Source organism: Catalinimonas locisalis, assembly GCF_038039535.1.
Lineage (GTDB): Bacteria > Bacteroidota > Bacteroidia > Cytophagales > Cyclobacteriaceae > Catalinimonas.
In genome coordinates this window covers 600,038-625,333 of the sequence record NZ_JBBPHP010000001.1, presented here as the reverse complement: position 1 = coordinate 625,333, position 25,296 = coordinate 600,038, and the positions used below count along the sequence as shown (strand labels likewise).

Below are 25,296 nucleotides of genomic sequence, written 5' to 3'. Positions count from 1 at the left end.
TTTTGCTAAAAAAAAGAAAAGCAGGCACTAAGCCTGCTCGTTAACCACAATTTTTTCAATTGTATCGTCTTTACGGATTTTCTCTATCACATCCAGACCTTCTACTACTTTGCCGAAAGCAGTGTGCTGTCTGTCCAGGTGCTTGGTGTTTTCGCGATTGTGGCAGATAAAAAACTGTGAGCCACCAGTATCACGCCCGGCATGGGCCATAGAAAGCACTCCTTTGTCATGATACTGATTATCTCCACTCAGTTCGCACTTAATGGTATAGCCAGGTCCGCCGGCACCTGTACCTTTGGGGCAACCTCCCTGGATGACAAAATTAGGGATTACCCGATGGAAAGTGAGGCCATCATAAAAGCCCTCTTTGCTTAGTTTGATAAAATTTTCAACGGTCTTAGGTGCGTCTTTGTCATAAAACTCCACCTTCATAACTCCCTTATTGGTGTGAATTTCTGCTGTTTTCATAGTTGTATAACTTGCTAATTAGGAAGCAAGTTTAAGCATTCCTTACGGGCTATTGAAAACAATTTTCTTTTTTGTAAGAAAAAGCAGTTGTGAATTCATCGAAACCTTTATAGCTTCAGCGCGTTAGCTAAACAAAAACCGTTAATTATGGAAAGCACCCAAACCACAAAAGAAACGCTTGAGCAGGAAATCGCAAGCCTGGAAGAGCAATTAACTGGCGATATGTTTCAGGATATGGAAATCCGCGATAAGATTCATAACCTGAAAATGAAGCTGAATGGCACTAAGCCTATGGATTCTTCCATTGACTGCGTTGGCTGCGGAAGCTGAATTTTCTATAAAAGCTTTAGAGATATTACATGAACTTGACACCAGTAGCATCTAGTTTTGCTGGTGTTTTTTATTCCTCTTCCTCTCCTATCGTCTCCTCAAACAGCTTAAAGATTCTTTTGTACTCATCGCTCCAGCTGCTGGGCTCTTTGAAGCCGTGGGGCTCCATAGGAAATACTGCCAGGTCCCAATTGTCTTTGCCCAATTCTATCAAACGCTGGGAAAGACGTACTACATCCTGGTAGTGCACATTATCATCTACCATGCCGTGCAGCATCAGCAGGCGGTCTTCCAGGCCATCAGCAAAATAAATGGGCGAGGAACGAGCGTAAGCGATACTATCTTCCACCGGCGTATTTAGAATATTGGAAGTGTAAGAATGATTATAATGCGCCCAGTCGGTAACAGAGCGTAATGCTGCTCCGCTGGCAAATACTCCGGGATGCTTAAAGAGCGCAGCAATGGTAATAAACCCACCGTATGAGCCTCCATAAATTCCCAGGCGATCTTCATCCACGCCCAGCTTTTCTATCATATAGGCTGCTCCATCTATCTGATCAGTCAGATCTTTGCCACTCATGTGGCGATAAATCGCAGTGCGCCAGTAACGACCGTAACCGCTACTTCCCCGATAATCTATGTCCATTACCGTATAGCCCAGATCAGTAAGAAAGTTGTGAAACATGTACTCACGGAAATAGCTGCTCCACCACTGATGCACATTTTGCAGATAGCCTGCTCCGTGTACAAAGATTACTCCCGCACCATTAGGGTTTTCTGGCCGGTACACCCGGGCAGGTACTTCTACCCCATCGCGAGCAGTAAAACGAATAATTTCCGGCTCCCGCCAGTCGTACGTCTCAAACTCATCAGTAGTAGAGTTGGTAATACGCGACATTTCCGCTCCCGGCTTATTCTCCATCAGATACAGTTCCCAGGGCTGATTGCTATAAGAATAACGAATGGCCCAGTATTTTTCATCAGGTGAAAGATAAACTTCATGATTTCCTGACTGACTGGTCAATTTTGTCATTTTTCCGCCTCTGGCGGGCATACGATAAAGGTGACGTACAAACGGACTTTCTTCACTAGTGACCAAGTAAAAGTTTTTCTTGTCTTTAGACAGTTGTACATCCGTAACTTCAAACTCACCGCTGGTCAAGGCTTTCTTTTCTCCACTATTGACATTGAGGCTGTAAAGGTGCGAGTAACCACTCTCCTCCGATTGAAACCAAATATTTTCATTGTCCAGCCATCCCAGATTATCTTCACCGAAGATGTACCAGGGAATACCTGGTCCGGCTATCCAGGCTTCATCATGCTGTCGGTCCAGCAGCCTGAGAGAAGCATCTGCCGGATTAAGACTCATGATCCAGCGATCTTTATTATCCAACGCACGCACTACTACTACCGCCTTACCATCTTCCGCATAGAAAGGTCCATGCATGATCACATCTCTCGGCTCATCGTACTGCTCGCTGTAAGCAGAATCTCCCTGGTGGTATTCTTCCAGAAAAGCCGGTTTGTCGTATATACCGGGAATTTGTTTGGTATCTACCATATAGGTAGTGTCTTTCTGGATATCGTAGATACCCATTTCGTAAGTATCCTGTGGTGCGCCTACCTTCTCACGAGCAGAAATATTCTGCACAAAACCAGATTCGGTTACATAATCAGGTACATTTGTACGGTCATCTTCGGCTGCTTTGGTTAAACGGTAGGTTACAAAGCGCATGTCCGGACTTATCTGCAGGTCAGATACGTTTTTCTCTCCGGTATAAATTTCCAGTGGACGCTCCGGCTTCAGCTTTTCCTGTCTTTCCTCTTCCAGTTCTTCTGTGGCTTTACGTTCCTCCAGGATATCAAAATGCTCCAATTGATCTTTTTCCAGCCACTTTTTATAAGCCAGAGGCTCTTTATCTTCTTCCTTCTTTCCTTTCATGATATTGGTAAGCTGCCTCGTACTTCCGTCCTCCCTATCCCAGGCAAAGAGGTTACTGCTTCTGGTGAAGATGACCTGACTCTCATCACCGGAAAACTGCGGGTTGTATTCTCTTTCTACCGTATTGGTAATTTGCCGAACCGATTGTTCTTTCATATCCAGCAAAAAGATATCACCATTTTTTTCATACAATTTGAGACTTTTGTCCTCATTGTAGGTACCACCAAAAGCAGGCATGTTTTTTTGCTCTTCCAGACTTACCAGTTGTGGATTTCTGTCAGATAAGGTAATCTTGTATTGACTGCGAAGTGTATCCTGCTTAGGATTCCAGGAGAAATAAACAGTACGGCTATCCGCTCCCCAATGAATGTCTTCGGGAAGATAACCCACAAATTTTTCGCCCTGCATGATCTGGGGAATGGAAAGGGAAGAACTACTTTCCTGGGCATAGGTATAAAGAGAAGCTACACAGAAAAGTAGCATAAACAGCTTTTTCATAAAGGTCAGGTTAAAATGAAGCCAGAAAATTACGGCAGCAGAATTTAGAATGCAAAAGCTCAAGTTTCACACTCAATTCTGATTTTTGCCTGAATTTAGGATCTCACAAGAGCTATGATAAAATTGATCAGCTTAATCCTTCCTTAGGTACATCTTTCGCCAGCTTTACCCGTAAGGAAGTGCCTTCTTCACTCACCACTACAATTTTCTCCCCACGAGATATATAGTCGCCACGGGTGTAGGCGTCGTAGAGTTCATCTTCTATCATGACTTTTCCACTAGGTCGCAGTACGGTATAAGCTTCTCCTTCTTTACCAATAAAGGTTCCTTCCCTGGTGCTGGAAGTATAGCCATCACTCCGTGACTGGGTAGTTTCCAGAGATACTCTTTTAAAAGCGGCTGAGTCTGTGAGACGCACTCCTCCAAAGAACATCAGGATGATACCTCCCAGCATACCTGCCAGGGTAGTAGCTACCGCACTAAGTACTTCGCCTGAATCCACAAAGAAAAAGTCAAAATCATTATTGTTGAGCATCACCAGGATGAGTGAACCTATGGTCAGCGTAAGTCCGGCAATACCCGCTACTCCAAAGCCCGGTATGACCAGTACCTCCAGAATGATAAGTACTGCTCCTACAAAAAAGGCAGCGATTTCCCAGTTTTCAGCCAGACCATTGAGGTAATGAGGAATAAGATAAAGTACCAAAGCCACAACGGCAGCCAGTATAGGGAAGCCTACTCCGGGAGTCTGCAACTCAAAATATACACCCCCCAGCATAATTAGAATCAATATTCCGCTAATGAAGGGGTTGAGAAAAAAAGCAATAATCTCTTCGGTAACTCCTTTCTCAAAAACGGTGAGGGTATATTCACCTTCCTCCAAACCGCTCCGCTCTAATAGTTCTTCTATGCTTGTGACCTGAGCTTCACAAAAACCATATTTGATCGCCTCAGAGGTAGAGAAGGTAATCACTTCTCCCGCATCTGAAATGCTATCTACCTCAAGTTCCTGATCTACCATCGCCTCAGCAATGCGCGGATCACGTCCGGTAGCCTCAGCGGTCGCTCGCATGATAGAGCGCATATAGGACTGATATTTATCAGGAGCAGCTTCACCCGTCCCTCCATTTACTACCGTTGCTGCACCTATGCTGGCCCCGGGTGCCATATAAATACTATCGCAGGCAATGGAAATTAATGCCCCTGCCGAGGCGGCATCTTTGTTGATAAATACATACACGGGCACTTCAGCCTCCAGCATGCGGGTACGGATATCATCTGCATCGTATAGTGCACCGCCGTAAGTATCCATGTCAATTACGATATAGTCTGCCTCTATTTCCTCCGCTTTTTCAAAAGCCAGCTCTACGTAGCGATTGGTCCGGGCATCAATTTCCGAGCGCAATTCCATCACCAGTACCTGTGGCATTCCTTGTGCAGTAGTATCTGTTTGTGCGTAAGCGGTTGAGCTTAGTAGGGCGAACATGCTCCATAAAAAAGCGACGGGCCACTTGCGATTGCTTTTGAGTATCATAAATTTGAATTATCCTAGACCAGCAAAAAAGAGAATACATAATAACTAAAAAACCATCACCTTGCCAAAAAAGTTGATTCCCGCATTTTCTATTTCTTTTTCAGCCAAGATCTGGAATATGCTGACAGACCATGAGGCCCATCATCTTTATCTGGAATTAAGGGATGAAGAAGCACATCAGGTGAGCTTTGCGGCTTATCAGATGACAGGAAAAGAAATGCTATGGCAACATCTGGAATTTGAGGAAAACTGGTGGATAGGAATGAGTGTAGCTGATCAGGATACGCTTATACTGCATACTTTTGAAGATTCCGAAAACCCCGAAAAGAAATCTTTCTTCGCTCTTGATGTAAACAGTCAGCAAGTGATTTGGGAAAGTGAAAGTTTGCAGGTCATGGATATAAAAGATCAGAAAATCTATGGTTATGAGAAGGAAAAGGATAACACTTTATATAAATGTTTTTCTCTTCAGGATAATACTGAAAAAAAACTTTCTAAAGAAGAGGCTTTAACGGAGCTACAAAAATTTTCTGTTGAAAATAAATATATCCGTCATCCGTTTCATTACACAGAGAATGATACTTACTTTGAGATAGTCCGTAAATTTGTTCTGGAATATCTAAATCTTCAGGCCATTAGAGGTTGTGAGTATCTTGAATACCAGCAACTGATTTATATCAGCTATTATATTCAGGAGAATAAGTCTTTGGCTAATTATTTGTTGGTAGTAGATGAAGAGGGTACACTACAACTGCACGAAAAACTGGATGATCAGCTTTCCCAGATAGGTCTGGGGACTTTTATGATTATCTGTGATCAACTGATATTTATTAAGCGAAAAAGAGAGCTGGTTAGTTATGCAATTTAAGATCTGGGTAGTATTCACTTTGGTAAGTATGTTTGGTGTCTCTCATGAAGGGTGGAGTACCTCTTTTCACCTGTCAAATATCTCTTCTTCGGTTTTTGAAGATTCTGTTGGTATTGAACGTATTGAAGGTGAGGTGTATATCGTTCACATAGTTGACCAGGGAGAGACGCTCTTTGCCCTATCTCGTAAGTATAACACAGAGGTGGATGCCATCCGAAAAATCAATACTGCTATCAATATAGATAATTTAGGTATCGGCGACAGTTTGCGCCTGCCTTTGTTTCCCCGCCTACATCAGGGTAAAAAAACTATTCATACCGTCAAAGAAGGAGAAACACTGTTCCGCATCTCCAGAGAACATGATGTATCGGTAGATGAAATTCAACGCTGGAACGCACTAGGCAACCAGACCTTATCAATCGGCCAGCCTATTGTCATCTATGACATTGAAGATAGCGAGCCAGCAGCGCTTCAGACTAATATTGATGAGAAAAAGTATGTTACACATACTGTGCAGCCGGGAGAAACTTTGTATGCCATTTCCCGCGCCTACGGAGTGTCTGTAGATGAACTCAAACAGCGAAACAAACTTGCCAACGAAAGCATTGACTTTGGGCAGAAGCTGATTATACGTGATCGTGAGGTGCTGGACGCCCCGGAGTTGGCTGTCTCTGCTTCTACCGTGAACGCAGCTACCATTCCAGACCCTCTCCCTGACAACAATGTCAGCAATGTAGAAGAAAGAGGAGAAGAAGAAGAAGATGAGGAAGATGAAGAAATATATGACCGCCGCCTGACACGTAGTGAAGCAATAGAACAGGAAAAAGAGCGCATAAGCGCTATCAGGGCTTCAGAAAAGAAAGCGCTCTCTGAATATGAAAAGAAAAGTGAAATGGGCTTTGCCGCAGCGATTGAAGGCGGTATTGAAACCAAAAAATTTCTCGCTTTGCACCGTTCAGCTCCGGTAGGCACCATTATGCAAATCCGTAATGAGATGAATAACCTTTCAGTATTCGTCCGGGTGGTGGGGAAACTGCCGAATACCGGAGTCAATAATAAGGTCTCTATACGTATCTCTCAGGCTGCTTACGAAAAGTTGGGAGGCATAAATGAACGCTTTCCGGTAGAAATCACTTATATCCAGTAAGCTCAATACGAACTAAACCGTTTATTTTAGGTTTTCTTTGTATTACTATAAACACTGAATATGCCGACAAACAAACCAAATTCTGAGAAAAAATCCCTGCTGAATATCATCTGGACAGGTCTCTTTACTTTGATGTACCCCTTCATTCTGCTCTTTTCATTCGCATGTATCGGGATGATCCATTTGTTTTCATTGCTCTCTCGTCTTATTTCTATGCTTCCCATCTGGAAAGATAAGGCTGAGCATGAACAGGATACACAGGTTACTGAGGGAACCTCTACATGGAGTCCCTTTGCACATATTGGCCCTCTGAAGATTGAGAGCAAGTTTGAAGATGAAATTATGTTTGGTCCGGCTTATTACAAGCTTAAAGCAAACAAAGCCATTAAGGAGTTTTCTGAGCATTACTTTGGCAACTTTCAGGTGCCTTGCTTTGATGGAGTACTTTTACAGAAATGGAATACCCTTACACCAAAGCAACTTCCTGACTTTGACCTGGTATTTCTGAATGCCAAAACAGGCACTTTACATCACCTCAAAACCATCAAGTCTTTTAGCTGGAAGGTAGAGCAGGAAGCTGACAAGATCATACTTTGGTTTGACGAGAAAAAAGAAGAAGGCAAATTGATCATACAAGCTACAGACTTGCAGTTCAAGCCTGCGATTTAAGTTTTGTCTACATTTCCAGGCTTATATGAACTGCTTGAAACCAAAGCAGAAAAGTTTAACCGTCCGGCTTTTATTGAAGACGACCCCATTAGTATTCCGCACGCTTATCAAAAAAAGCAGGATATTGAGATTAGTGGACTAATCGCAGCGGTACTTGCCTGGGGCCAGCGAAAAACCATCATCCTCAAATGTCAGGAGTTTTTTGCCCTGATGGATCATGCGCCACATGACTTTATTTTGCACCATCAGGAGAATGATTTAAAACCTTTTGTGGATTTCAAGCACCGCACCTTTAATGCTACTGATGCTCTGTACTTCATAGAATTTCTGCATCATTATTATCAACAGCATGACTCTTTGGAGGATGCTTTTGCCGTAGCTATTGAGCCTGAAGATTCTGATGTAGCAAAAGGCCTTGTTCACTTTCATGAGCATTTTTTCAGCCTTCCTGATTTTCCTCTACGCACCCGCAAACATATAGCCACTCCGGCAAGAAACTCAGCCTGCAAACGCCTGAATATGTATCTCCGCTGGATGGTGCGCCAAGATGATAAGGGAGTGGACTTTGGCTTGTGGCAAAAAATCAAGCCTGCCCAACTCATTTGTCCCTGCGATCTGCATGTGGATCGTGTAGCCCGGAGATTAGGCCTTATCAGAAGAAAACAGACTGATTGGCTCACAGCGGTAGAGTTAACGCAGCACCTTCGCCAGTTTGACCCCAACGATCCGGTGAAGTATGACTTTGCGCTTTTCGGTCTGGGAATTGAGGAGCGAATGAAGTAACATTGCGCGTATATAAAGTTCACTGATTCTTCTTAAAGCAAACATTATGGCCAATATTAACACTGTAATTTTTGATCTGGGTGGCGTGTTGATTGACTGGAATCCTAAATATCTGTACCGCAGTATTCTCAAAGACGAAAAGGAAATTGATTTTTTTCTAAAAGAAATCTGCCATTCGGACTGGAACCGTGCGCAGGACGGAGGCCGTACTTTTGCTGAAGCTACTGAAGAACGGATTACTGCCTATCCCGAATATGAAGCAGCAATCCGTTGTTATTTTGACCGCTGGGAAGAGATGCTGGGAGGAGCTATCAAAGAAAACGTAAGAGTCCTGGAAAAACTACATCAAAATAAGCTGGTTGACCTCTATGCAATCACCAATTGGTCGCACGAGACTTTTCCGATAGCTTTAAAAAAGTATGCGTTTTTACATTATTTCAAAGATATTGTGGTATCAGGAACTGAGAAACTGCTGAAGCCTGAAGCAGCTATTTACAAATTACTGTTGGAACGAAATACTTTGTCACCTGAAGAGTGTGTTTTCATTGATGATGTAGAGGAAAATATTGAAGGGGCTAAGCGGCTCGGAATATCTGGTATTCACCTAAAACCTGATACAATTCTTTTTGTTGAGTTCGGGAAGCTAGGCATTCCTCTATAAAAAAAGCCAAACTAAATTGGCTTTTTTATGTGATGTGATGTTAAAATAAGCTTTACAAAATTTCTACTTTTCCACTTTCAAGCTCGTAATAAGCAGGAACTATTTTTAAATTTTCTTTTTCAACAGCTTCATGTAGTGTAGGTTGAGACTCAGCAAGTTTTGCGGCCACAAGTTGTGCATTGATACGTACTGCATTATTCAGCAAGTCTTTTTCTCCATTCTTTTTAGCCATATACACTGCGGGCTTAATTTCGTCAATAATGGCTTGTAGATTTTTAGAAAATTCTGCCACACCTATACTCGCATTTACTGCGCCGCAGTTTTGGTGCCCTAGTACCATTACTAGGCGTACGCCTAAATGAGCTACTGCATATTCAATACTTCCGATAACTTTCTCTTTTGCCACATTACCGGCAACTCTGATCACAAAAAGATCACCCAGCCCCTGGTCAAATAATATTTCAGGTGTCACCCTTGAATCAGCACAGGCAAGTATTACAGCAAAAGGATTTTGCCCTCCTGATAGCGACAAACGATAGTCTTTATCCTCATGCGGATGCTTCATCTTTTCAGTTACAAAACGCTGATTACCTTCCATAAGCTGATTGAGCGCTTCATCAGCAGATACAATAGTAGATGTCATAAGGTTATGTGTTTCTTGTATGTTAAAAAAATTAAAAAAATCTGTAATGCTGAATATAAAGGAAATTTCTTAAATCTGGAATCTTCATGAGATTGACTGTAGACATTTCGCCTGCAATCCATAGCTTGAAATAGCCCTCTGGGTGTAGAGTATTTACCCAATTTGAGTATTAAATGTTTAAAAAAACTACTTCCTAAATGGAAAAGCCCTCCTCCAATTATTCTGATAAATAACTGAAAAACAATCATTTAACACATTTGGCATACTTATTTAGGTAATAATACTATAATTTTTTTAAATGCTTTTTAAAATTTTTTGATATGAAACGCACAATCATCGCTATAGCAGCATTGGGTACTTTTTCCTTCGCAAGCTTAAATACTACAGCACAACCTTTAATTGAAGGAAGCGAAGTAGTTTTTATGCAGGACCAGCGTACAGAAATTAAGTATGAAGAATTGCCAGAAGCAGTAAGCACTGCTTTTGAAGAGTCGCAGTACGCTCAATGGGAAGTATCAGAAGTATTTGAGGTATCCACCGATCAGGGTAAGCAGTATGAACTCACTATTAGTGATGGGTCACAAAATGGAACCCTGACATTTGATGTTGATGGAAATATTGTTCAGTAGTTTATTTGTTTAATACATATGCGCACACTTCCGGATGCTGACGACCGGAAGTACTAAACCTGTCTTCATAGAAGGCAGGTTTTTCTTTTGTGTCTCATACGAATAAATGTAAAGTATAACAAGCATGCGTTACTCCTCTCCTAATGTTAAAAGCATGAGTATTCAAGTCTTTTTCTGCTTGCAATGAAATTCATCCCTGACTCCTAAGTCAGGCCTAAATGTACTTTTTTATGTCAAAGAATTAACTTTTTCTTAATCTGGGCAATGTATCTACTTTTTGCTATAGCCGTTGAGTTAATGGATTTTATAAATATTGTTGTCCCGGTTTGGTCATTAAACCCACACCTGGGTAATACTTTCTACAAGCATGGTTACGAGGGAGCATAGCGTTTTTACTAATATATATAACTAATAAAAAGTAATTTTAGCTATGTATGTTTTGATTAGAACAAAATTTTCAAAATATTGTATAAATAATTAGGTTTAAAAACAAAATAAAATATTGATTTTGTTTACCATTAAAGTATTTATGACGTATCACAATATTCTATTGCACAATACTTGATGCTTTCAACATAAAATGTTGCAATAGAATTGGGAAGCCATTTTATTTTTGTCATATAACCGCTTACAATAATATTATTTTAACACCTTGTTAGAAAGAATAAAAAAATTTATTATTTTTTTAAAAATAGTTGTACTAAAGGTATTAACTTTGCGTATATAGTAACGAAAAACATTTTTTAGACTATTAATAAACTTGAATATCTCCGTAGTGATGAGCAAAAAATTAGAAACATTAAGCCGATTGAATAGCTTGCTTGCTAAAAGCATTGATGCGAAAAAAGGATATCATAAAGCTGCTGAAGAAATCGATGACCCTTCCATAAAAGGTTTATTCATGTGTCTGGCAGAACAAAGAGAAAACTTCCGTAAGTCTACCCGCGAAGAGATTCGTTTCTTGGGCGGTGAGCCTCATACTGGACCCCAAGATCCTGATTATGTTCAGGAAGCTTTTGCACAGCCTGATTTACTAATCCTACTTAATACAGTTGATCAGACTTTGGAGAATTGCTTGAGACACGAGCTAAATAGCTTAGCCAAGTATGAAGAAGGAATGGCAGATGCTGAGGAGTCTACCAAGAATCTTATTATCGGACAGCGTGAATCTGTTAAGTTAGCGTTGCATGACCTGAAGAGTTTACGCACTTCTGCCAAGCTAGCATTATAAATTATTCCAGGAAGCCAGCTCAACTTAATTTGAACTGGCTTTTTTCTTATATTCTCTTATCAGTATTAATTACGTGCCTGTAAAGTAAGCCTGATACACCCTGAACATCTTCAGGTTTATCATATCATCCCCATTATTACCCTTTTTTTTTACAAGAATACTTTTTACTAACACTTTTCTTAATAAGCTGTTCTTAGAGAAATAAATTGCTATTTCAGCTTATTCATTAGTAATTCATCAAACGCTTACTTTCTGATATGAATTTTATTGGAAACATACTATGGATTGTCCTGGGAGGATTTGCCATTGCTATCGAGTATCTAATTGCCGGGATATTGCTATGTATTACTATAATTGGTATTCCTTTTGGGATTCAATCTTTCAAACTGGCAGGGGCTAGTTTATGGCCTTTTGGCAATGAAATAAAAAACACACCCGATACAGGTTCAGGTGTGTCTACTATCTTGAATGTGCTATGGATTTTACTGGGAGGTATTTGGATAACCCTTACCCATCTGGTACTTGGCTTAGCTCTTTGCATTTCAATCATTGGCATTCCTTTTGGGTTACAGCATTTCAAACTCATGAAATTAAGTTTCACCCCATTCGGATATGAATTCGGTGGTGTGCGTCCGGCTGAAGGCTTACGCAAATAAACTAATCTACGTTTATTCCCATCTCCTTCCAGGCAAGAGCGCTTGCACCGAGTACAGCAGCGTTTCTATGTTCCAGCGCAGAAGGAAGAAGTTTTACCTTATCTTTAAACACTTGAAACATATAGTGTTCCATGTATTTTTTTGTAGGGTCAAAAAGCAACTCCTTACCCGCTTTGGCTAAACCTCCTAAGAGAAAGATTGCCTCCGGACTAAAAATGGCAGTGACATCGGCCAGTTTTTGACCCAATAAGTTGCAAGTTTGATCAAAAGCAGCAAGAGCGATTGGATCACCTTTTTTTGCAAGATCAGTAATCATGCTGGCAGTTAACTGATTAAAGGTTACATCTCGTAAAGGGCTATCATCATTCATTTCTCCCAAAAGTGTAAAAACCGTCCTTTTAATGCCTGTAGCAGACACATAACCTTCCAGGCAGCCTCTACGACCCAAACCGCACACACGGCCTCCCGGATCTTGCAGCAAATGCCCCATTTCTCCGGCAAAGCCATCATTACCATAAATTAATTCACCATTTGCTACAAAACCACTTCCCAAACCGGTGCCCAGTGTAATCATGATAAAGTTCTTCATGCCTTTGGCACCGCCATAAATCATTTCACCGATAGCAGCAGCGTTGGCATCATTGGTCATAACCATTGGCACATTATAATATTGCTGAAAAAGCTTTACCAAAGGCACTATTCCTCTGAAAGTAAGATTAGGTGCATATTCTATGGTACCCGTAAAGTAGTTCCCGTTGGGAGCTCCTATGCCTACTCCTACAATATTTAGTTTCTCGGCTATTTGTCTGCGAAGCGCTTCTACTTCTTCGTGTATATATTTAAGGTAAGCATCAACATCACCAGGAGGCGTTTTGACGGTAGAAACAGATGTCTCACCATACATATTACCTTCTTTATCCACGAAACCAAATTTGGTATTGGTTCCACCAATGTCTATACCGAGGGCTACTTCTTTCATATCTTTATACGTTGAAACAAAATACACCTGAGATTATAAACTTCAGGAGTATTCTGTAATATTGATTACAATGATACGTGACCTTTATTTACTTGATATAATTGTTGATGATCGTTTCGTAAAGCTCAATTTTACCGCTGGTTTTCTTAGGCTCGCCATTCTGCTCAGCCAGGTTACGCAGATCTTCCAGCTTAAGTTTGCCTGCTTCGTATTCTGCACCCTTTCCTGAATCAAAAGAGGCATAGCGCTCTTTTTTCATCTTCAGGAAATTAGAATTTTCCATAATGTCATGTGCGATCAACAAACCACGGGCAAAGGTATCCATTCCTGCAATATGGGCAATGAACAGGTCTTCCAAATCTGAAGAGGTACGGCGTACTTTAGCGTCAAAGTTAAGCCCTCCGGGAGCTATTCCGCCCTGTTGTAAAACAATCATCATAGCATGGATACTGTCATAGAGGTCGGTAGGAAAGTAATCGGTATCCCAACCATTCTGCACATCTCCCATATTGGCATCAATACTACCCAGCATACCGGCGTCAGAAGCAGTTTGCAGGTCATGTGCAAAAGAGTGCCCTGCCAGAATCGCATGGTTTTGCTCCACATTGATTTTAAAATCATCGGCCAATCCCTGGCTTCTCAAAAAGCCGATGACAGTGGCTGAGTCAAAGTCATACTGATGTTTGGAAGGTTCTGCTGGCTTGGGTTCAATAAGATAATTTCCTTTGAAGCCGATTTTACGACCGTAGTCACGGGCCATACGCAGAAAATGCCCCATGTGATCCAGTTCACGCTTCATATTGGTATTGATCAGGGCGGCATATCCTTCCCGGCCACCCCAGAATACGTAGTTTTCACCACCTAGTTCAACGGTAGCCTCTAAGGCTGCTTTTACCTGTGCTCCGGCATGGCATACCACTTCAAAATCAGGATTGGTAGAAGCTCCGTTCATGTAGCGAGGGTTAGAGAACAGGTTTGCCGTACCCCAAAGTAGTTTAACGCCGGTAGATTTTTGGTAATCTTTGGCCATCTTTACAATCTCCTGAAGATTCTTCTCAGATTTGGCTACTGTATCTCCTTCGGGGGCAATGTCTACATCATGGAAGCAGTAATAAGGCACTCCAAGTTTGGTAAAAAACTCAAAAGCAGCTTCCAGTTTGTATTTGGCATTATCCATTGGGTCTTTGCTCGTATTCCAGGGGAAATCACGTGTGCCTGAGCCAAAAGGATCACTGTTTTCGTTGCAGAAGCTATGCCAGTAAGCCACTGCAAAGCGCAGATGCTCTTTCATGGTTTTGTTACCTACTACACGGTCTTCATCATAAAACTTATATGAAAAAATATGATCAGACTCTCTGCCTTCATAGTTGATTTTACCAATCTCTGGAAAAAATTCGGATGTCTGTACTCCCTTTGTCATGGTTGTGTCTTGTATGTTAAGTTTAAAATATATTTAATTCAGCATCGTGACTATGCCAGATGTTGCTGAAGCAAAGTATACCAACGTTCATATGCTTCCTGATAGGCAGACTGTTTATCTGGCTCAGGAGCGGCTTCTCCTACTTGTTTCAGACCAGTAAAAGCAGCCTTAAAGTCAGTGTATACCCCGGCTCCTACACCAGCCCCTCTTGCTGCCCCGGCAGCACCGTCTGTATTGTATAGTTCTACTTCTGCTCCGGTAATATTGGCAAAAGCCTCACGAAAGATCGGACTGAGAAACATATTGGCACGGCCAGCTTTCACTTTTTTGATCTGCATGCCCATGCCCTGCATAATATCAAAACTGTATTTCAGGGCGAAAACGATTCCTTCCTGAGCAGCCCGTAGTATATGGCTTTGGCTGTGGGTGTTAAATTTTAATCCATGGATGTGCGCATCTATATCCGCATTAGCTAGTGTACGCTCCGCCCCATTGCCAAAAGGCAAAATTGTTACTCCGGCAGAACCTATGGGTGCCTGTGCAGCCAGCAGGTTCATGGCTTCATAATCAGCATTGTTTCCTACCATATTATTTTTCAGCCAGCTGTTCTGGATTCCGGTTCCGTTCACACAAGCCAGTATTCCGTAGCGGGGATGCTCCCTGCTATAGTTTACATGGGCAAAAGTATTCACTCTGGACTGTGGATCATAATCCAGCTGATCACTGACCCCATAAATCACCCCTGATGTTCCGGCAGTGGTAGCCACTTCTCCTGGCTCCAGCACATTGAGGGATAACGCATTATTCGGCTGGTCTCCTGCTCTGTATGCGACCGGAATCCCTACAGGAAGTCCTAATTGTTCAGCCACATCAGCAGTTACCTTACCCTGCTCGGCAAAGGTAGGCACTACTTCAGGAATAAAGTCAGGATTGATACCATAATGCTCAAGCAGCTTTGAGGCAAGAGATTGCTCGCGAAAATCCCACATGATACCCTCGGAAAGCCCTGATACTGTAGTACAAATTTCTCCGGTCAGCTTCATAGCAGCATAATCTCCGGGGAGCATCATCTTATGGATACGGGCGTAAACGTCCGGTTCATTTTCCTTTACCCACTTTATCTTGGAGGCGGTAAAATTACCAGGGCTGTTAAGCAGGTGCCCCAGACTGTACTCTTCTCCCAAGGCTTCAAATGCCTGACGGCCGATAGACACCGCCCGGCTATCACACCAGATAATAGAAGGACGAAGCACTTTAAGCGCTTTATCAATCAGCACCAACCCATGCATCTGGTAAGAAATGCCAATGGCTTTTACCTGTGCCAGTGCGGCTCCATGTTTGGCTTTTAGGGCTTGGGTAGCCTTAATCATGTGTTCCCACCACATTTCCGGATCTTGTTCAGCCCAGCCCTCCTGAGGAGCAGCCATAGCCATTTCCTGTTGAGGCGAAGTAGCACTCGCCAACACTTCTCCATCCGCAACGCTCACCAAACTCGCTTTGATGGAAGAGCTTCCTAAATCATATCCTAGCAAAAAGCCTTCAGAACTATCAGTCATAAACTCAAAAAGTAAGGTCAGTTGTCTAAATTACAATCTTTACAAGATTATTAAAAAAATCTGAGAATTATGTAGTTTAGATGAATAAGCTTCCCTGTGTTTTGTGAACATAGGTGAACCCAGAACCTTATCTCAAGTTATGAAAAGAAGAAATTTTATCAAGAACCTTGGCGCTGGCAGCTCTTCTTTATTGTTGGCTCGTGAAGGCTTGTACAAAAATACTTTCTCCCTTACTCCCTGCCATTATCCATCTGTAAATACCCTTCAAGACGCGATAACGAAGGAAGAAGAGATAGCTGTACGACTTGCATTCAGCGCAAACGATGAAAATAAGTTTAGTAATCTTGAGGGTAGAGTAAAAGTAAAAGGAGCCAAAGTTGACAGAATCAAATCGTACTTTTTTGAGCCGGGAGAAGATGATTTCTCTTCTGAAAACCAAAGCTTTAGCTCTTCTGCCAGCATGATGCAAACTGACGTGATAGTATTATGGCTCAAAGATGCGCAGGAAAGTAGTACAATTCTTATAGAAGGTATACAGGAGTTCAGCTTTACACTGGCTGAGCTTGTAAAGCAAAATGAAATTAACGCAAATATTAATGACAGTAAAACTACTGCTAACCTACTGCTGGACAAAGAAATAGGAACCATTAACCTGAAAGATGTAGGTGGAGATGAGGCAGATAGTAATTTTAGCTTCGTAATTATGGCAGACCCTCAGGGCGGAGACCCCAAAGAGGAAGGCAATCATCCCACCCGGATGAAAATACACAATGCCTGGGTGGAAGATTGTGTAGAGCGGGTCAATGAGCTAAGCAGTCAACCACAGTTTGCCCTGGTACTAGGTGATATCGTGGACAGCCAGGGGCAGATGGCAAATTTTGTGCAGATGCAGGAGTTCTTTAGCAAGCTAAAAACGCCCGTTCTCTACGCCATTGGCAACCATGAGACCCGCTACCAATCTGTATTTACACCCGGCTATAATATGGAAGCTTTTAGCAACTACTTTGCTGCGCAAAAGGCTATGAACGGGATGGAACTAATGCTCTATTCATTTGACCTGGGTGAATGGCACTTTATTGTCTGGCCTGATCCGCTCCGCCCTAATTTCTGGGAGACTCATCCGCATTATTTTGACTGGCTGGAAAGAGACCTGGAAAAAAACAAAGACAGTCCTACCTTCTTTTTTCAACACGTGCCCAGCCATCCTATCGGTATCAATCCGCTAATCAATTATGCTGAATCAGTGACGGTTAAACGCACTTTGCTGGATATATTGGCTAACCATGGAAATGTGCATTACATTTTCAGTGGGCATGTGCATATTCCTATCAAAGCTTCTTTTAAAACAGCAGTGACCTATAAGGGGATGAAGATGATCAATCTGCCTGCGGCGGGCTATCGTCCGCGGGCTTTTGGAGAGGAAGATTTTGCCGGAGGCCCTTGTCAGGGCGTAGCTATTGTAGAGGTTAAAGGCAAGGAAGCCAAAGTGAAATTTAAGACGGTAACCGAAGAAGAATTTCCCTACCCGGAAGCTTTGCCTGAGTTTGACGAAGAAAAATATGCCCTCTGGCTCACCAACAAATGGCAACTATCTGCCCAGCCTAGCTTAACCAATGGAGGTTTTGAGCAAGGACTCACAGGCTGGACGCCCCGCTTTGTCTACACAGAGGATCTTAACCCCTCTAATATTTGCGAAGTCCGCCCTTTGTATAACAACAGTGGTTTTCATGCTCTCTATCTGCATAGTCGCAAAAGAGGCTACGATATCCCCGGGCAAGACCGCCTGCCCCAGACTATCAACCGGATTTGTCAGGCAGTACAATGGCAAGCGAATCAGTCTCCTCTACTTAAGTTGAGATATAAGGTGGATAGCAAAAATAGCGACTTGCAAGGCTGGTGCGGCGCCTTTGTATGGGTAGAAGCCTTTGCCCGGTCTTTCAAACGGATGAGCCTGCTTTACTGGACAGGAACAGCTTACACAGGTATGGAAAGCAAAGAGGAAAAAGAATTGACAGATTCCATCCATCTCAAACTGGATAGCGATTCTGATCAATGGCATCAGGCTAACCTTAATATCGCCCGGGACTTTGAGCAACAGAACGGGCAAAAGTTTGCAGATCTCCAAGCCGACCGGATTGTAATTAATTTAGGTGTGTGGACTATCAATGATGGACATGATTATCCGTTTAGCATCTATTTTGACGACCTTCAACTAGAAAAAAATGCTCCCCCTCAACTGATTAGCAAAGTCGGGAACATGACAGTAGACCTGATGCCAGACGATAGCGTGTGGTGGCTGGGTAAATACATGCCCTTCACCCACATCGCTGGTGAACACAGGTATACTTTTACCACCAAGAAAATGGGTCCGGAAGACAGAACATCTTAAGTGCTGTTCAATTTTCTCCGGCTTATGTTGTAAACTACTCATCCTTGAGCGCATGCACAGGGTTGGCCACTGCCGCTTTGATGGTCTGGTAGCTAATGGTGATGGCAGCCAGAATGAGTACCATCAGTATGGCGATGCCAAAGAGCCACCAACTCATTTCGGTGCGGTAAGCAAAATTTTCCAGCCAGTGGGTCATACCCCAGTATGCCAGAGGCACGGCCAGGAGACTCGCCAGCAATATCAACGTAAAGTACCCTCTGGTAAGCATGCCCAGAATTTGAGCGATCTCCGCACCCAAAACTTTGCGGATGCTGATTTCTTTTTCTTTCTGCTTAGCCAGCAGTAAAGCCAGACCGTAAGAGCCGAGACAGGATACAAATATGGCAAGAAGGGCGAAAATAGCGATAATATCACCCAACCGGTCTTCTGCCTGATAGGCTCGTTCCAGTTGCTCGTCCAGAAAATCGTACTCAAAAGCCTTATGAGGAAAAAATTCCTGCCACTGGTCTTCAACATAAGCTACCGTTTCGCTCAGATTTTCACTATTCACTTTGATGGTAAATGTATTAAAAAGCGGAACGTCTACTCCCAGTATCAGAGAACCAATAGCACTGTGCAATGAGGTATAATGGAAGTCTTTGACAACCCCGATCACATTGCCCTGCTTTCCTTCCAGGTCAATTTGCTTGCCCAAAGCTTCTTCCGGACTACCCCACTCAAAGTTTCTGACGCTAGTTTCGTTGACAACAAAAGCATCTATATGATCAGAACCTGCTTCTATGTCAAAATCCCGACCGGCAACTAATTCCAGACCATAGGTTTCACTAAAATCATAATCTACCGCCAGGGTTGGTACAAACAAACGTCCTTCGGTTTCTAATCCTTCCGGTTCTACCCGGCGGGCAACCACAGTAGTGCCCAGAGCTCCGGATGAAAGAGTTACAGCCTCAATATTCGCGTCGCTCAGCAGCCTTTCTTCAAAGGAGTTCATTTTCTGTCGCATATCTACACCTCCTGCTCCAAACACATTGTTCATGTTGGTACTGTACAAAGGCAGGGTTAGCATAGCCTCTTTCTGAAATCCCATGGACTGGTTTTGCAGGTAGCGAAGCTGCTGATAAATGATCACTGTCCCGGCGATCAAAGCAATGGATATAGTAAACTGTATCAATACCAATACCTGCCTCAGAGAAAAGCGCTGAAAGCTAGCTCTCAAGGGCGCTTTGTTTTTCAGCACACTTGCCAATTGGATGTTGGTGGTATAAAATGCCGGATAACTTCCTCCCAGTAAGCCAGTCAGCAGGAATACGCCGATGAAAATAAGCAGCACAGGCGTATGGGTCAGATCAGCAAAGGTAAAACTCTTCTGGGTAAGGCTGTTGAATTCGGGTAATGTACTGCCAATGATCAGGCCGGCTAGTATCAAAGCAAAAAAGCTGATCAATAGAGATTCACCCAAAAACTGCAAAAACAACTGTGGTTTGCGGGCTCCCAGTACTTTCCGCATGCCCACCTCTTTGCTCCGCTTAAGCGATTGTGCTGTGGAAAGATTGATGAAGTTAAAGCAAGCGATCAGCAAAGTAATCAGGGCTATGCCAGTGAAAGTGTAGATATTGGTAATGTCACTGACCGGCCCGGGATTAAGATAAATATCAGGATTGAGATAAATATCCGGTACAGCCTGCAAAGTAAAGCTCTGCCCTACGCGCAAGGGCTCAGGAGCATAAGTTTCCAACAGCTGTGCCATCCCCTGATTGACTTCCTGCGGATCTGCTCCTTTTTCCAGAAGCACATAAGCATGGGAGTGAGAGATTACCCAATTTTTGGATAAATTATCTCGCATGCCTTCCCTTCTTTCATCATCCATCAGCGCAAACATATCATTATAAGGCAGCAGCATACTAAAATCCAGGTGTGAGTTTTCGGGGAAATCGCTGACTACCGCAGCAATCTGATAAGGATGAATACCTTCTACCATAATGGTACGACCGATCGGTGGATTCTGTCGCCATTGCTCACCATAGTATTTTGCAGCCAGAGTTTCAGTAAGAATAAGCCGCTGCGCCAGGGCAAGATTTTCCTGCTCACTGCCTGCTATAAAGTCTAAATCAAAAAGCGGGAAAAAGGTAGAGTCTACCATGAACACATTGGTCTCCTCATAATCCTGCTGCTCACTCATACCGTTAGGATCAGGAACGCTCACACTCATATCTCGTCCGTAGGCCCGGGCAGTAGCTTCTACTCCCGAAAGATTTTCCTGCACCAGAGGTGCTAAGGGAGGAGGAACACGGGCATAATCATAGTCATTATTGGCATGGTAGACAATTCTGTACAGGCGGTCTTTTTTAAGATGAAAGGTATCATAACTCAGCTCATGCTGTACAAAAAGGTAAATAAAAAGGCAGCAACTCATACCGATGCCCAAGCCCAGTATATTGATCAGTGTAAATACTTTATGATTTACCAAATGGCGGTAAGCGATCTTCAGATAATTCCAGAACATATGACATACATTTTCTCCTTCCCAAATTGCTCATTTTTTCACAATCTTTTGCTCCCCCATTTTGGGGGAATATGATAAAAAATACTCCTAGCAGGTTCTCAGGGAATGCATTGGATTGAGTCTCCTTAAAAGATTAGTCAGTTGTTGGGACCACTATCAAAAACTTTTTCTCACCAGCCGATAAGCTGAGAGGCACTCCTTCCAGAAGACTTTCTCCATCTACCGCTTCAGAAGTTTCTGCCTGCACATCTATCCATTGATAAGTATCCTCCGCATCAACCGTAAACCATTCAGGAAACTGGTTGATACGAGGCCAGTCTATTGGTAAGTTCATGGAAGTGCTGTGGCGGGCCTGATCAAAATAAAGTTTACCTTCCCAAGGGACCGATGAAGATAATGCAATGAACAATGTATCGCCTTGCTGCACTGCACCTAGTTTAACTTCTTTACTCCAAGGCTGCACATAAGTTCCCTGAGATTTCCATAGATTATGCATGATGGTGGTACGGGCAAAATTACCATCTCCATGCCAGCCTTCTATAATGCCTGAGCCTTTCCATTGCTCTGTACCCTCCCGATGGCTGGAATCCTGCATCGCCCACATCACTTGGACCTCACTGTCTATCCAATCTGCGGCTCGTTCATCAGGAATTCTGTTGTAGAGATTAAGTGCGCTTTCTATGGCATCGGCATAGCCATCAGCACTTCCTCTTTCCCAGTCAAAATTCTGGTACTTACCCAGGTGGGCAAAAACTTTGTCTACTGCTTCTTTATAAGCTTTCACACTGTCTATCATATAAACAGCATAGTATCCGTTCAGGGTATAGCCCCAGGTGTCGGCAGCCTGCGCATCCACCACCGCATCATTCTGAGGATTGATCGCATTATAAAATAAGCCGTCTTCATTTCTGCCATGTGCCAAGATATAATCCAAAAGACGATGCAGCTTTTCCTGGTATTCGTCTTTCTTTTCCTGATCGGCAAAATGCAATGTAACGTATAACTCACACAAGCCGGAGATCAGCTCACAGCCGTGGTCACGCAGGCGAAGATAGTCAAAACCCGTCAGAGGATATTTTTCGCCCAATAGGTAATAGTCGCCAATCTGTATGGCCCAGTCCAGAAACTTTTGCTCTCCTGTCATCCAGTAGACACGCGATAAGACCTGTAGCAACTCACCATTTACCTCAGCTTCAGGCGCACTTCCGAAATATTCGTCGCCAAACCCTCCGGCTACGTCTACATATTCATCCATATCACTGAGCATATTGACCATACGCTCCGACCAGGGGCTTGTACCCAGCCATTCCGTAAGAGGCAACAAACCATCTTTGATGTACTCAGAAGTACCAAAAAGTATTCTTTCCATGGCTACTTCCTCATCTTCAAAGTCCTGCTTTACAAATGAGTAGGTATCCGGCATGGATGCTACCCGTGAAGTAAGCTCCATTTCGTTTTCCAGCATCTCTCGCATCACCCCCTGATATGAATTCCGGTCGGTAAAAAAGCTGGTAAGTACCATAAAAGGGTAATTGTCTGCCGCTGCATCTTTACCATTCCAGATCGTACTGTCATCGTAAAGGTTACGGGGAATAAGTTTAGTCCGGGGGTCAGCATGCTCAAGCCAGGCTCTCATGTAAGCATCACTTCGCACAAAACCCTCATGGGCCTGCTCAGCATTTGAAGCAGCTTTTTCAAAAAGCCGTGAATCATAAGTGCTATCTTTTTCGGTCGGTTGGCAGGCAGAAAAGTTCAGGATAGCCAAGCTACCCATAAGGATTTTACATACTGCGAAGCATCTTGAAAAGGGGACTTTAGTGCTCATTTCTAAGAGGAATGATGGTTTTAGGTTGTTTTTATGCAATCCCTCAATTTACAAAATGAAATCGCACTGCCAACCGTAGTTTTGTTTAATCTCAGCATTGGCATTATCGCCGAATCTGGCAGGTGTATGTTAGTGGGTAGAATTACGCGGAAAGTAAGAGCTTAATTATCTATTTTCAACCACTTATTGCCTTCTGGACCGTCATAAAACAACTGCTTATGTCTGATTCCGTTTTTCAAACAAGCCCGGAGAAATCGCTGGCTGAGATTAGCAAAGAGAAAATCATGCTTACTGCAATGCAGTTATTTGCAAAAAATGGATTCCACACCACCACAGCGGCAACTATTGCCCGAACATGCAATATATCGCATGGGCTGCTATTTTATCACTTCGGAAGCAAAGATGGCTTACTACAGGCTATTGTAGACTTTAGCCTACACAAGATCACAGGAATACTAAGTACTGATGACCTTCAACTCCAGAACAGCCTGACAGCCTCCAAAAAACTGGAACAGATCATCCGGAAATTTCGCCAGTCTTTGGTAGAGGAACGTGAATTCTGGCAGTTGTACCACTCGCTTATTTTCCAGCCCGACCTCAAAAAGGAGACTGCCCAGCAACTGATCAGTGCTTTTGACGATCATCGTAAATTCCTGATTCACTTCTTTGAGCAGCTTGGTTACCTCAGTGCTACGGATACGATGCAGCAGTTTGAAGCCATGCGTAGCGGCATTACGATGGCTTACCTGATGCACGGACCTTCTTATCCCATCAACAGGCTTTTCCAAAACCTGATAGACCGCTTCAGCTAAAAACTGCCCCTAATATTTAATCATCATCTAAAGGCACTGTCAGGAGGGGGATCTTAGACTTTTTAAAAAGCTCTAAAGAAACACTGCCCACAAAAGCATTGTAGAGAAAGCTATGGTCATGAGAACCAGTGATGATGAGGTCAGCCTTCAACTTTTTAGCTTCGTCTAAAATCATCTGTACAGTAGGGCCAGAAATAAGTAGTGCATCAGCCTCTATGCTCTGCTGATGCAATTTATCCGTAAGTAACTTCAGATTTTTATGTTCGGCTTTCAAAGTATCAGCGCGGCTATCCCTGATATACTGCGGACCAACATCATAGCCTACAAAGTCCGGCTCCGGTGCTGCAATGTGTACAATCCATATTTTGGCATCAAATTTTATGGCCAGTTCGGCAGCATAGTCTACCAGGCCAAAAGTTCTCTCGTCAAAATCTACGGCTACCAGTATGTTTTTCATTTTGTTAAGCATATTAGTAATTCTCACAACCGCTTCTCTTGTTTACGAAGCTTCTCCTTTCAGCACGATACGCATCAGATACATGTCGGCAGTGATATAAAGCACAGATTCGTCAGCATTGAAAGTGCAGTTGGCCGTAGCCTGCCCGGTCTTGAGAGTGCCTAAGTGTTCCCCTTCAGGAGAAAAGACCCATACACCACCCGGACCGGTAGCAAAAAGATAACCACCGCTGTGAACTGCAAAACCATCGGGCAAGCCAGGCTCATCGCCAGTCTTATCTGTGGCATCATAAAATACCCTACCATTCTCAATATTACCTTCCTCATTCACATCATAAGCCATCCAGATGGCGCGTTCGGGATCAGAATTGGCTACATACAAAGTTTCTCCATTCGGAGAAAAGCCGATCCCATTCGGGCGACTTAGCTCATCGGTAAGTAAAACCAGCTCATTATTATCTTCAGAATAACGATATACGCCCTGAAAATCAAGCTCTTTGGCTTCACTATCTGCCCCCCCTGGCAGGCCATAGGGAGGATCGGTGAAATACAAATCGCCATTGCTCAGATAAGCCAGGTCATTAGGACTGTTTAGCCGCTTGCCCTGATAGCTATCTACTATAGTTTCAAATTGAGGAGCAGGTTCATCCAGAGGCGCAGTCATGCGGGCAATGCGGCGATCACCATGCTGACAGAGCACCAGTCTTCCCTGATCATCCAGTATAAGCCCATTAGAACCCGGTTCTCTTCCTTCAAAATTTTCTCCGGTAAAGCCTGAAGGTTTTAAGTAGAGAGATGCCCCTTCTCCTTCTTTCCACTTAAAAATACTATTGGGTGGAATATCTGAGTACAGCAGATAATTGCCCTGAGGAATCCAGACCGGCCCTTCTGTCCACTCATAGCCTTCTGCCAGTATTTCCAGTTGGGCATCGGGGGGAACGACCTCATTCAGCTTTTCTGAAATACGTTCAATAGAACCGGTAGTCTGATAGCTGGTAGCTTCAGCTTGTGCCTCTTCTTCTTTTTCCTGGGTAGCAGATTGCTCCTGCGTAGAAGAATTACAGGCTGCGAAGAGCATAAATCCAAAAAGTAGGTTGGTGTATTTTTGCATAGCGTTAAAGTTATTTGTTAGTAAAGCTACATTTAATTCGCTTTTAGGCAAATAGCAGTTCTATAGTGTTAGGGTGTGATGGTGTTATAGTATCATAGTTATTTGGAAAGTATAACTTAACTACTCTCCAAAAACTATAATACCATTGCACCATAAGACTAAGAACCATAACCCGCTATTAGTTTC

The 25,296-nt window shown here is 43.0% G+C and carries 22 protein-coding genes; 11 read left to right on the top strand and 11 right to left on the bottom strand.

Annotation, left to right across the window (positions count from 1 at the left end; genetic code table 11):
• Nucleotides 1–27 precede the first annotated feature (27 nt).
• Nucleotides 28–468 (bottom strand): peptidylprolyl isomerase, encoded by a 441-nt coding sequence (locus WJR50_RS02595; RefSeq protein WP_341291655.1) that lies wholly within the window; start codon nucleotides 466–468, stop codon nucleotides 28–30.
• Between the two features lie 147 nt (nucleotides 469–615).
• On the opposite strand from WJR50_RS02595, the gene WJR50_RS02590 reads away from it, so the two are divergent.
• Nucleotides 616–798: a hypothetical protein gene (locus WJR50_RS02590; protein ID WP_341291654.1), complete on the top strand. Its 183-nt coding sequence runs from the start codon at nucleotides 616–618 to the stop codon at nucleotides 796–798.
• Nucleotides 799–868: 70 nt separating this feature from the next.
• Here the strand turns inward: WJR50_RS02590 and WJR50_RS02585 are convergent, their stop codons facing one another.
• Nucleotides 869–3,238, bottom strand: coding sequence for a S9 family peptidase (locus tag WJR50_RS02585; protein ID WP_341291653.1), 2,370 nt, complete (start codon nucleotides 3,236–3,238; stop codon nucleotides 869–871).
• 127 nt (nucleotides 3,239–3,365) lie between these two features.
• On the bottom strand, nucleotides 3,366–4,772 hold the full coding sequence (locus WJR50_RS02580) for an NfeD family protein (protein ID WP_341291652.1): 1,407 nt from the start codon (nucleotides 4,770–4,772) through the stop codon (nucleotides 3,366–3,368).
• Nucleotides 4,773–4,890: 118 nt separating this feature from the next.
• On the opposite strand from WJR50_RS02580, the gene WJR50_RS02575 reads away from it, so the two are divergent.
• The 5 genes from WJR50_RS02575 to WJR50_RS02555 are packed head-to-tail and all read left to right on the top strand — an operon-like array spanning nucleotide 4,891 to nucleotide 8,900.
• Nucleotides 4,891–5,640, top strand: coding sequence for a DUF4905 domain-containing protein (locus WJR50_RS02575; protein ID WP_341291651.1), 750 nt, complete (start codon nucleotides 4,891–4,893; stop codon nucleotides 5,638–5,640).
• A complete protein-coding gene (locus WJR50_RS02570) occupies nucleotides 5,630–6,787 on the top strand; it encodes a septal ring lytic transglycosylase RlpA family protein (RefSeq protein WP_341291650.1) in 1,158 nt (385 codons plus the stop codon). The genes WJR50_RS02575 and WJR50_RS02570 overlap by 11 nt, the downstream gene beginning before the upstream one ends.
• A 60-nt stretch (nucleotides 6,788–6,847) precedes the next feature.
• The gene (locus tag WJR50_RS02565) at nucleotides 6,848–7,456 is read left to right on the top strand and encodes a hypothetical protein (RefSeq protein ID WP_341291649.1); all 609 of its coding nucleotides are present in this window, start codon (nucleotides 6,848–6,850) and stop codon (nucleotides 7,454–7,456) included.
• 3 nt (nucleotides 7,457–7,459) lie between these two features.
• Nucleotides 7,460–8,239, top strand: coding sequence for a TIGR02757 family protein (locus tag WJR50_RS02560; RefSeq protein ID WP_341291648.1), 780 nt, complete (start codon nucleotides 7,460–7,462; stop codon nucleotides 8,237–8,239).
• Between the two features lie 46 nt (nucleotides 8,240–8,285).
• Nucleotides 8,286–8,900: an HAD family hydrolase gene (locus WJR50_RS02555; RefSeq protein ID WP_341291647.1), complete on the top strand. Its 615-nt coding sequence runs from the start codon at nucleotides 8,286–8,288 to the stop codon at nucleotides 8,898–8,900.
• Between the two features lie 52 nt (nucleotides 8,901–8,952).
• Here the strand turns inward: WJR50_RS02555 and WJR50_RS02550 are convergent, their stop codons facing one another.
• Nucleotides 8,953–9,543 (bottom strand): carbonic anhydrase, encoded by a 591-nt coding sequence (locus WJR50_RS02550; protein WP_341291646.1) that lies wholly within the window; start codon nucleotides 9,541–9,543, stop codon nucleotides 8,953–8,955.
• Between the two features lie 320 nt (nucleotides 9,544–9,863).
• Here WJR50_RS02550 and WJR50_RS02545 point away from each other — a divergent pair, with 320 nt between their 5' ends.
• The 3 genes from WJR50_RS02545 to WJR50_RS02535 all read left to right on the top strand — a co-directional run bounded on the left by WJR50_RS02545 (nucleotide 9,864) and on the right by WJR50_RS02535 (nucleotide 12,059).
• The gene (locus WJR50_RS02545; RefSeq protein ID WP_341291645.1) at nucleotides 9,864–10,172 is read left to right on the top strand and encodes a PepSY-like domain-containing protein; all 309 of its coding nucleotides are present in this window, start codon (nucleotides 9,864–9,866) and stop codon (nucleotides 10,170–10,172) included.
• Nucleotides 10,173–10,950: 778 nt separating this feature from the next.
• Complete coding sequence (locus WJR50_RS02540; protein WP_341291644.1) at nucleotides 10,951–11,403, top strand: DUF2383 domain-containing protein; 453 nt, start codon at nucleotides 10,951–10,953, stop codon at nucleotides 11,401–11,403.
• A gap of 257 nt (nucleotides 11,404–11,660) precedes the next feature.
• Nucleotides 11,661–12,059, top strand: coding sequence for a YccF domain-containing protein (locus WJR50_RS02535; RefSeq protein WP_341291643.1), 399 nt, complete (start codon nucleotides 11,661–11,663; stop codon nucleotides 12,057–12,059).
• 1 nt (nucleotide 12,060) lies between these two features.
• Here the strand turns inward: WJR50_RS02535 and WJR50_RS02530 are convergent, their stop codons facing one another.
• The 3 genes from WJR50_RS02530 to WJR50_RS02520 form a co-directional block, all read right to left on the bottom strand.
• On the bottom strand, nucleotides 12,061–13,038 hold the full coding sequence (locus tag WJR50_RS02530; RefSeq protein WP_341291642.1) for an ROK family protein: 978 nt from the start codon (nucleotides 13,036–13,038) through the stop codon (nucleotides 12,061–12,063).
• Between the two features lie 88 nt (nucleotides 13,039–13,126).
• Nucleotides 13,127–14,458 carry a xylose isomerase gene (gene xylA / locus WJR50_RS02525; protein WP_341291641.1) on the bottom strand — a complete coding sequence of 444 codons (1,332 nt, stop codon included), beginning with the start codon at nucleotides 14,456–14,458 and terminating at the stop codon, nucleotides 13,127–13,129.
• 50 nt (nucleotides 14,459–14,508) lie between these two features.
• Entirely contained in the window at nucleotides 14,509–16,014 is a 1,506-nt protein-coding gene (locus tag WJR50_RS02520) for a xylulokinase (RefSeq protein ID WP_341291640.1), read from the bottom strand.
• A gap of 139 nt (nucleotides 16,015–16,153) precedes the next feature.
• Between WJR50_RS02520 and WJR50_RS02515 the strand changes: the two genes are divergently transcribed.
• Complete coding sequence (locus tag WJR50_RS02515; RefSeq protein ID WP_341291639.1) at nucleotides 16,154–18,403, top strand: metallophosphoesterase family protein; 2,250 nt, start codon at nucleotides 16,154–16,156, stop codon at nucleotides 18,401–18,403.
• 34 nt (nucleotides 18,404–18,437) lie between these two features.
• Here WJR50_RS02515 and WJR50_RS02510 read toward each other — a convergent pair whose 3' ends face one another.
• Nucleotides 18,438–20,906, bottom strand: a complete 2,469-nt coding sequence (locus tag WJR50_RS02510; protein ID WP_341291638.1) for an ABC transporter permease — start codon at nucleotides 20,904–20,906, stop codon at nucleotides 18,438–18,440.
• Between the two features lie 133 nt (nucleotides 20,907–21,039).
• The gene (locus tag WJR50_RS02505) at nucleotides 21,040–22,731 is read right to left on the bottom strand and encodes a hypothetical protein (RefSeq protein ID WP_341291637.1); all 1,692 of its coding nucleotides are present in this window, start codon (nucleotides 22,729–22,731) and stop codon (nucleotides 21,040–21,042) included.
• Between the two features lie 218 nt (nucleotides 22,732–22,949).
• On the opposite strand from WJR50_RS02505, the gene WJR50_RS02500 reads away from it, so the two are divergent.
• Nucleotides 22,950–23,543 carry a TetR/AcrR family transcriptional regulator gene (locus WJR50_RS02500; RefSeq protein WP_341291636.1) on the top strand — a complete coding sequence of 198 codons (594 nt, stop codon included), beginning with the start codon at nucleotides 22,950–22,952 and terminating at the stop codon, nucleotides 23,541–23,543.
• A 16-nt stretch (nucleotides 23,544–23,559) separates the two neighbouring features.
• On the opposite strand, the gene WJR50_RS02495 is transcribed toward WJR50_RS02500, so the two are convergent.
• Nucleotides 23,560–24,000: a universal stress protein gene (locus WJR50_RS02495; RefSeq protein WP_341291635.1), complete on the bottom strand. Its 441-nt coding sequence runs from the start codon at nucleotides 23,998–24,000 to the stop codon at nucleotides 23,560–23,562.
• 42 nt (nucleotides 24,001–24,042) lie between these two features.
• On the bottom strand, nucleotides 24,043–25,110 hold the full coding sequence (locus WJR50_RS02490; RefSeq protein WP_341291634.1) for an SMP-30/gluconolactonase/LRE family protein: 1,068 nt from the start codon (nucleotides 25,108–25,110) through the stop codon (nucleotides 24,043–24,045).
• Between the last annotated feature and the right edge of the window lie 186 nt (nucleotides 25,111–25,296).

Excerpts from the sequence above, each read along its gene's own strand:
- WJR50_RS02590 (WP_341291654.1), top strand. The coding sequence starts at position 616 with ATGGAAAGCACCCAAACCACAAAAGAAACGCTTGAGCAGGAAATCGCA.
- WJR50_RS02570 (WP_341291650.1), top strand. The coding sequence starts at position 5,630 with ATGCAATTTAAGATCTGGGTAGTATTCACTTTGGTAAGTATGTTTGGT.
- xylA (WP_341291641.1), bottom strand. The coding sequence starts at position 14,458 with ATGACAAAGGGAGTACAGACATCCGAATTTTTTCCAGAGATTGGTAAA.
- WJR50_RS02505 (WP_341291637.1), bottom strand. The coding sequence starts at position 22,731 with ATGAGCACTAAAGTCCCCTTTTCAAGATGCTTCGCAGTATGTAAAATC.
- WJR50_RS02530 (WP_341291642.1), bottom strand. The coding sequence starts at position 13,038 with ATGAAAGAAGTAGCCCTCGGTATAGACATTGGTGGAACCAATACCAAA.
- WJR50_RS02580 (WP_341291652.1), bottom strand. The coding sequence starts at position 4,772 with ATGATACTCAAAAGCAATCGCAAGTGGCCCGTCGCTTTTTTATGGAGC.
- WJR50_RS02540 (WP_341291644.1), top strand. The coding sequence starts at position 10,951 with ATGAGCAAAAAATTAGAAACATTAAGCCGATTGAATAGCTTGCTTGCT.
- WJR50_RS02545 (WP_341291645.1), top strand. The coding sequence starts at position 9,864 with ATGAAACGCACAATCATCGCTATAGCAGCATTGGGTACTTTTTCCTTC.
- WJR50_RS02510 (WP_341291638.1), bottom strand. The coding sequence starts at position 20,906 with ATGTTCTGGAATTATCTGAAGATCGCTTACCGCCATTTGGTAAATCAT.
- WJR50_RS02550 (WP_341291646.1), bottom strand. The coding sequence starts at position 9,543 with ATGACATCTACTATTGTATCTGCTGATGAAGCGCTCAATCAGCTTATG.
- WJR50_RS02520 (WP_341291640.1), bottom strand. The coding sequence starts at position 16,014 with ATGACTGATAGTTCTGAAGGCTTTTTGCTAGGATATGATTTAGGAAGC.
- WJR50_RS02495 (WP_341291635.1), bottom strand. The coding sequence starts at position 24,000 with ATGAAAAACATACTGGTAGCCGTAGATTTTGACGAGAGAACTTTTGGC.
- WJR50_RS02500 (WP_341291636.1), top strand. The coding sequence starts at position 22,950 with ATGTCTGATTCCGTTTTTCAAACAAGCCCGGAGAAATCGCTGGCTGAG.
- WJR50_RS02595 (WP_341291655.1), bottom strand. The coding sequence starts at position 468 with ATGAAAACAGCAGAAATTCACACCAATAAGGGAGTTATGAAGGTGGAG.
- WJR50_RS02555 (WP_341291647.1), top strand. The coding sequence starts at position 8,286 with ATGGCCAATATTAACACTGTAATTTTTGATCTGGGTGGCGTGTTGATT.
- WJR50_RS02535 (WP_341291643.1), top strand. The coding sequence starts at position 11,661 with ATGAATTTTATTGGAAACATACTATGGATTGTCCTGGGAGGATTTGCC.
- WJR50_RS02575 (WP_341291651.1), top strand. The coding sequence starts at position 4,891 with ATGCTGACAGACCATGAGGCCCATCATCTTTATCTGGAATTAAGGGAT.
- WJR50_RS02515 (WP_341291639.1), top strand. The coding sequence starts at position 16,154 with ATGAAAAGAAGAAATTTTATCAAGAACCTTGGCGCTGGCAGCTCTTCT.
- WJR50_RS02565 (WP_341291649.1), top strand. The coding sequence starts at position 6,848 with ATGCCGACAAACAAACCAAATTCTGAGAAAAAATCCCTGCTGAATATC.
- WJR50_RS02490 (WP_341291634.1), bottom strand. The coding sequence starts at position 25,110 with ATGCAAAAATACACCAACCTACTTTTTGGATTTATGCTCTTCGCAGCC.
- WJR50_RS02585 (WP_341291653.1), bottom strand. The coding sequence starts at position 3,238 with ATGAAAAAGCTGTTTATGCTACTTTTCTGTGTAGCTTCTCTTTATACC.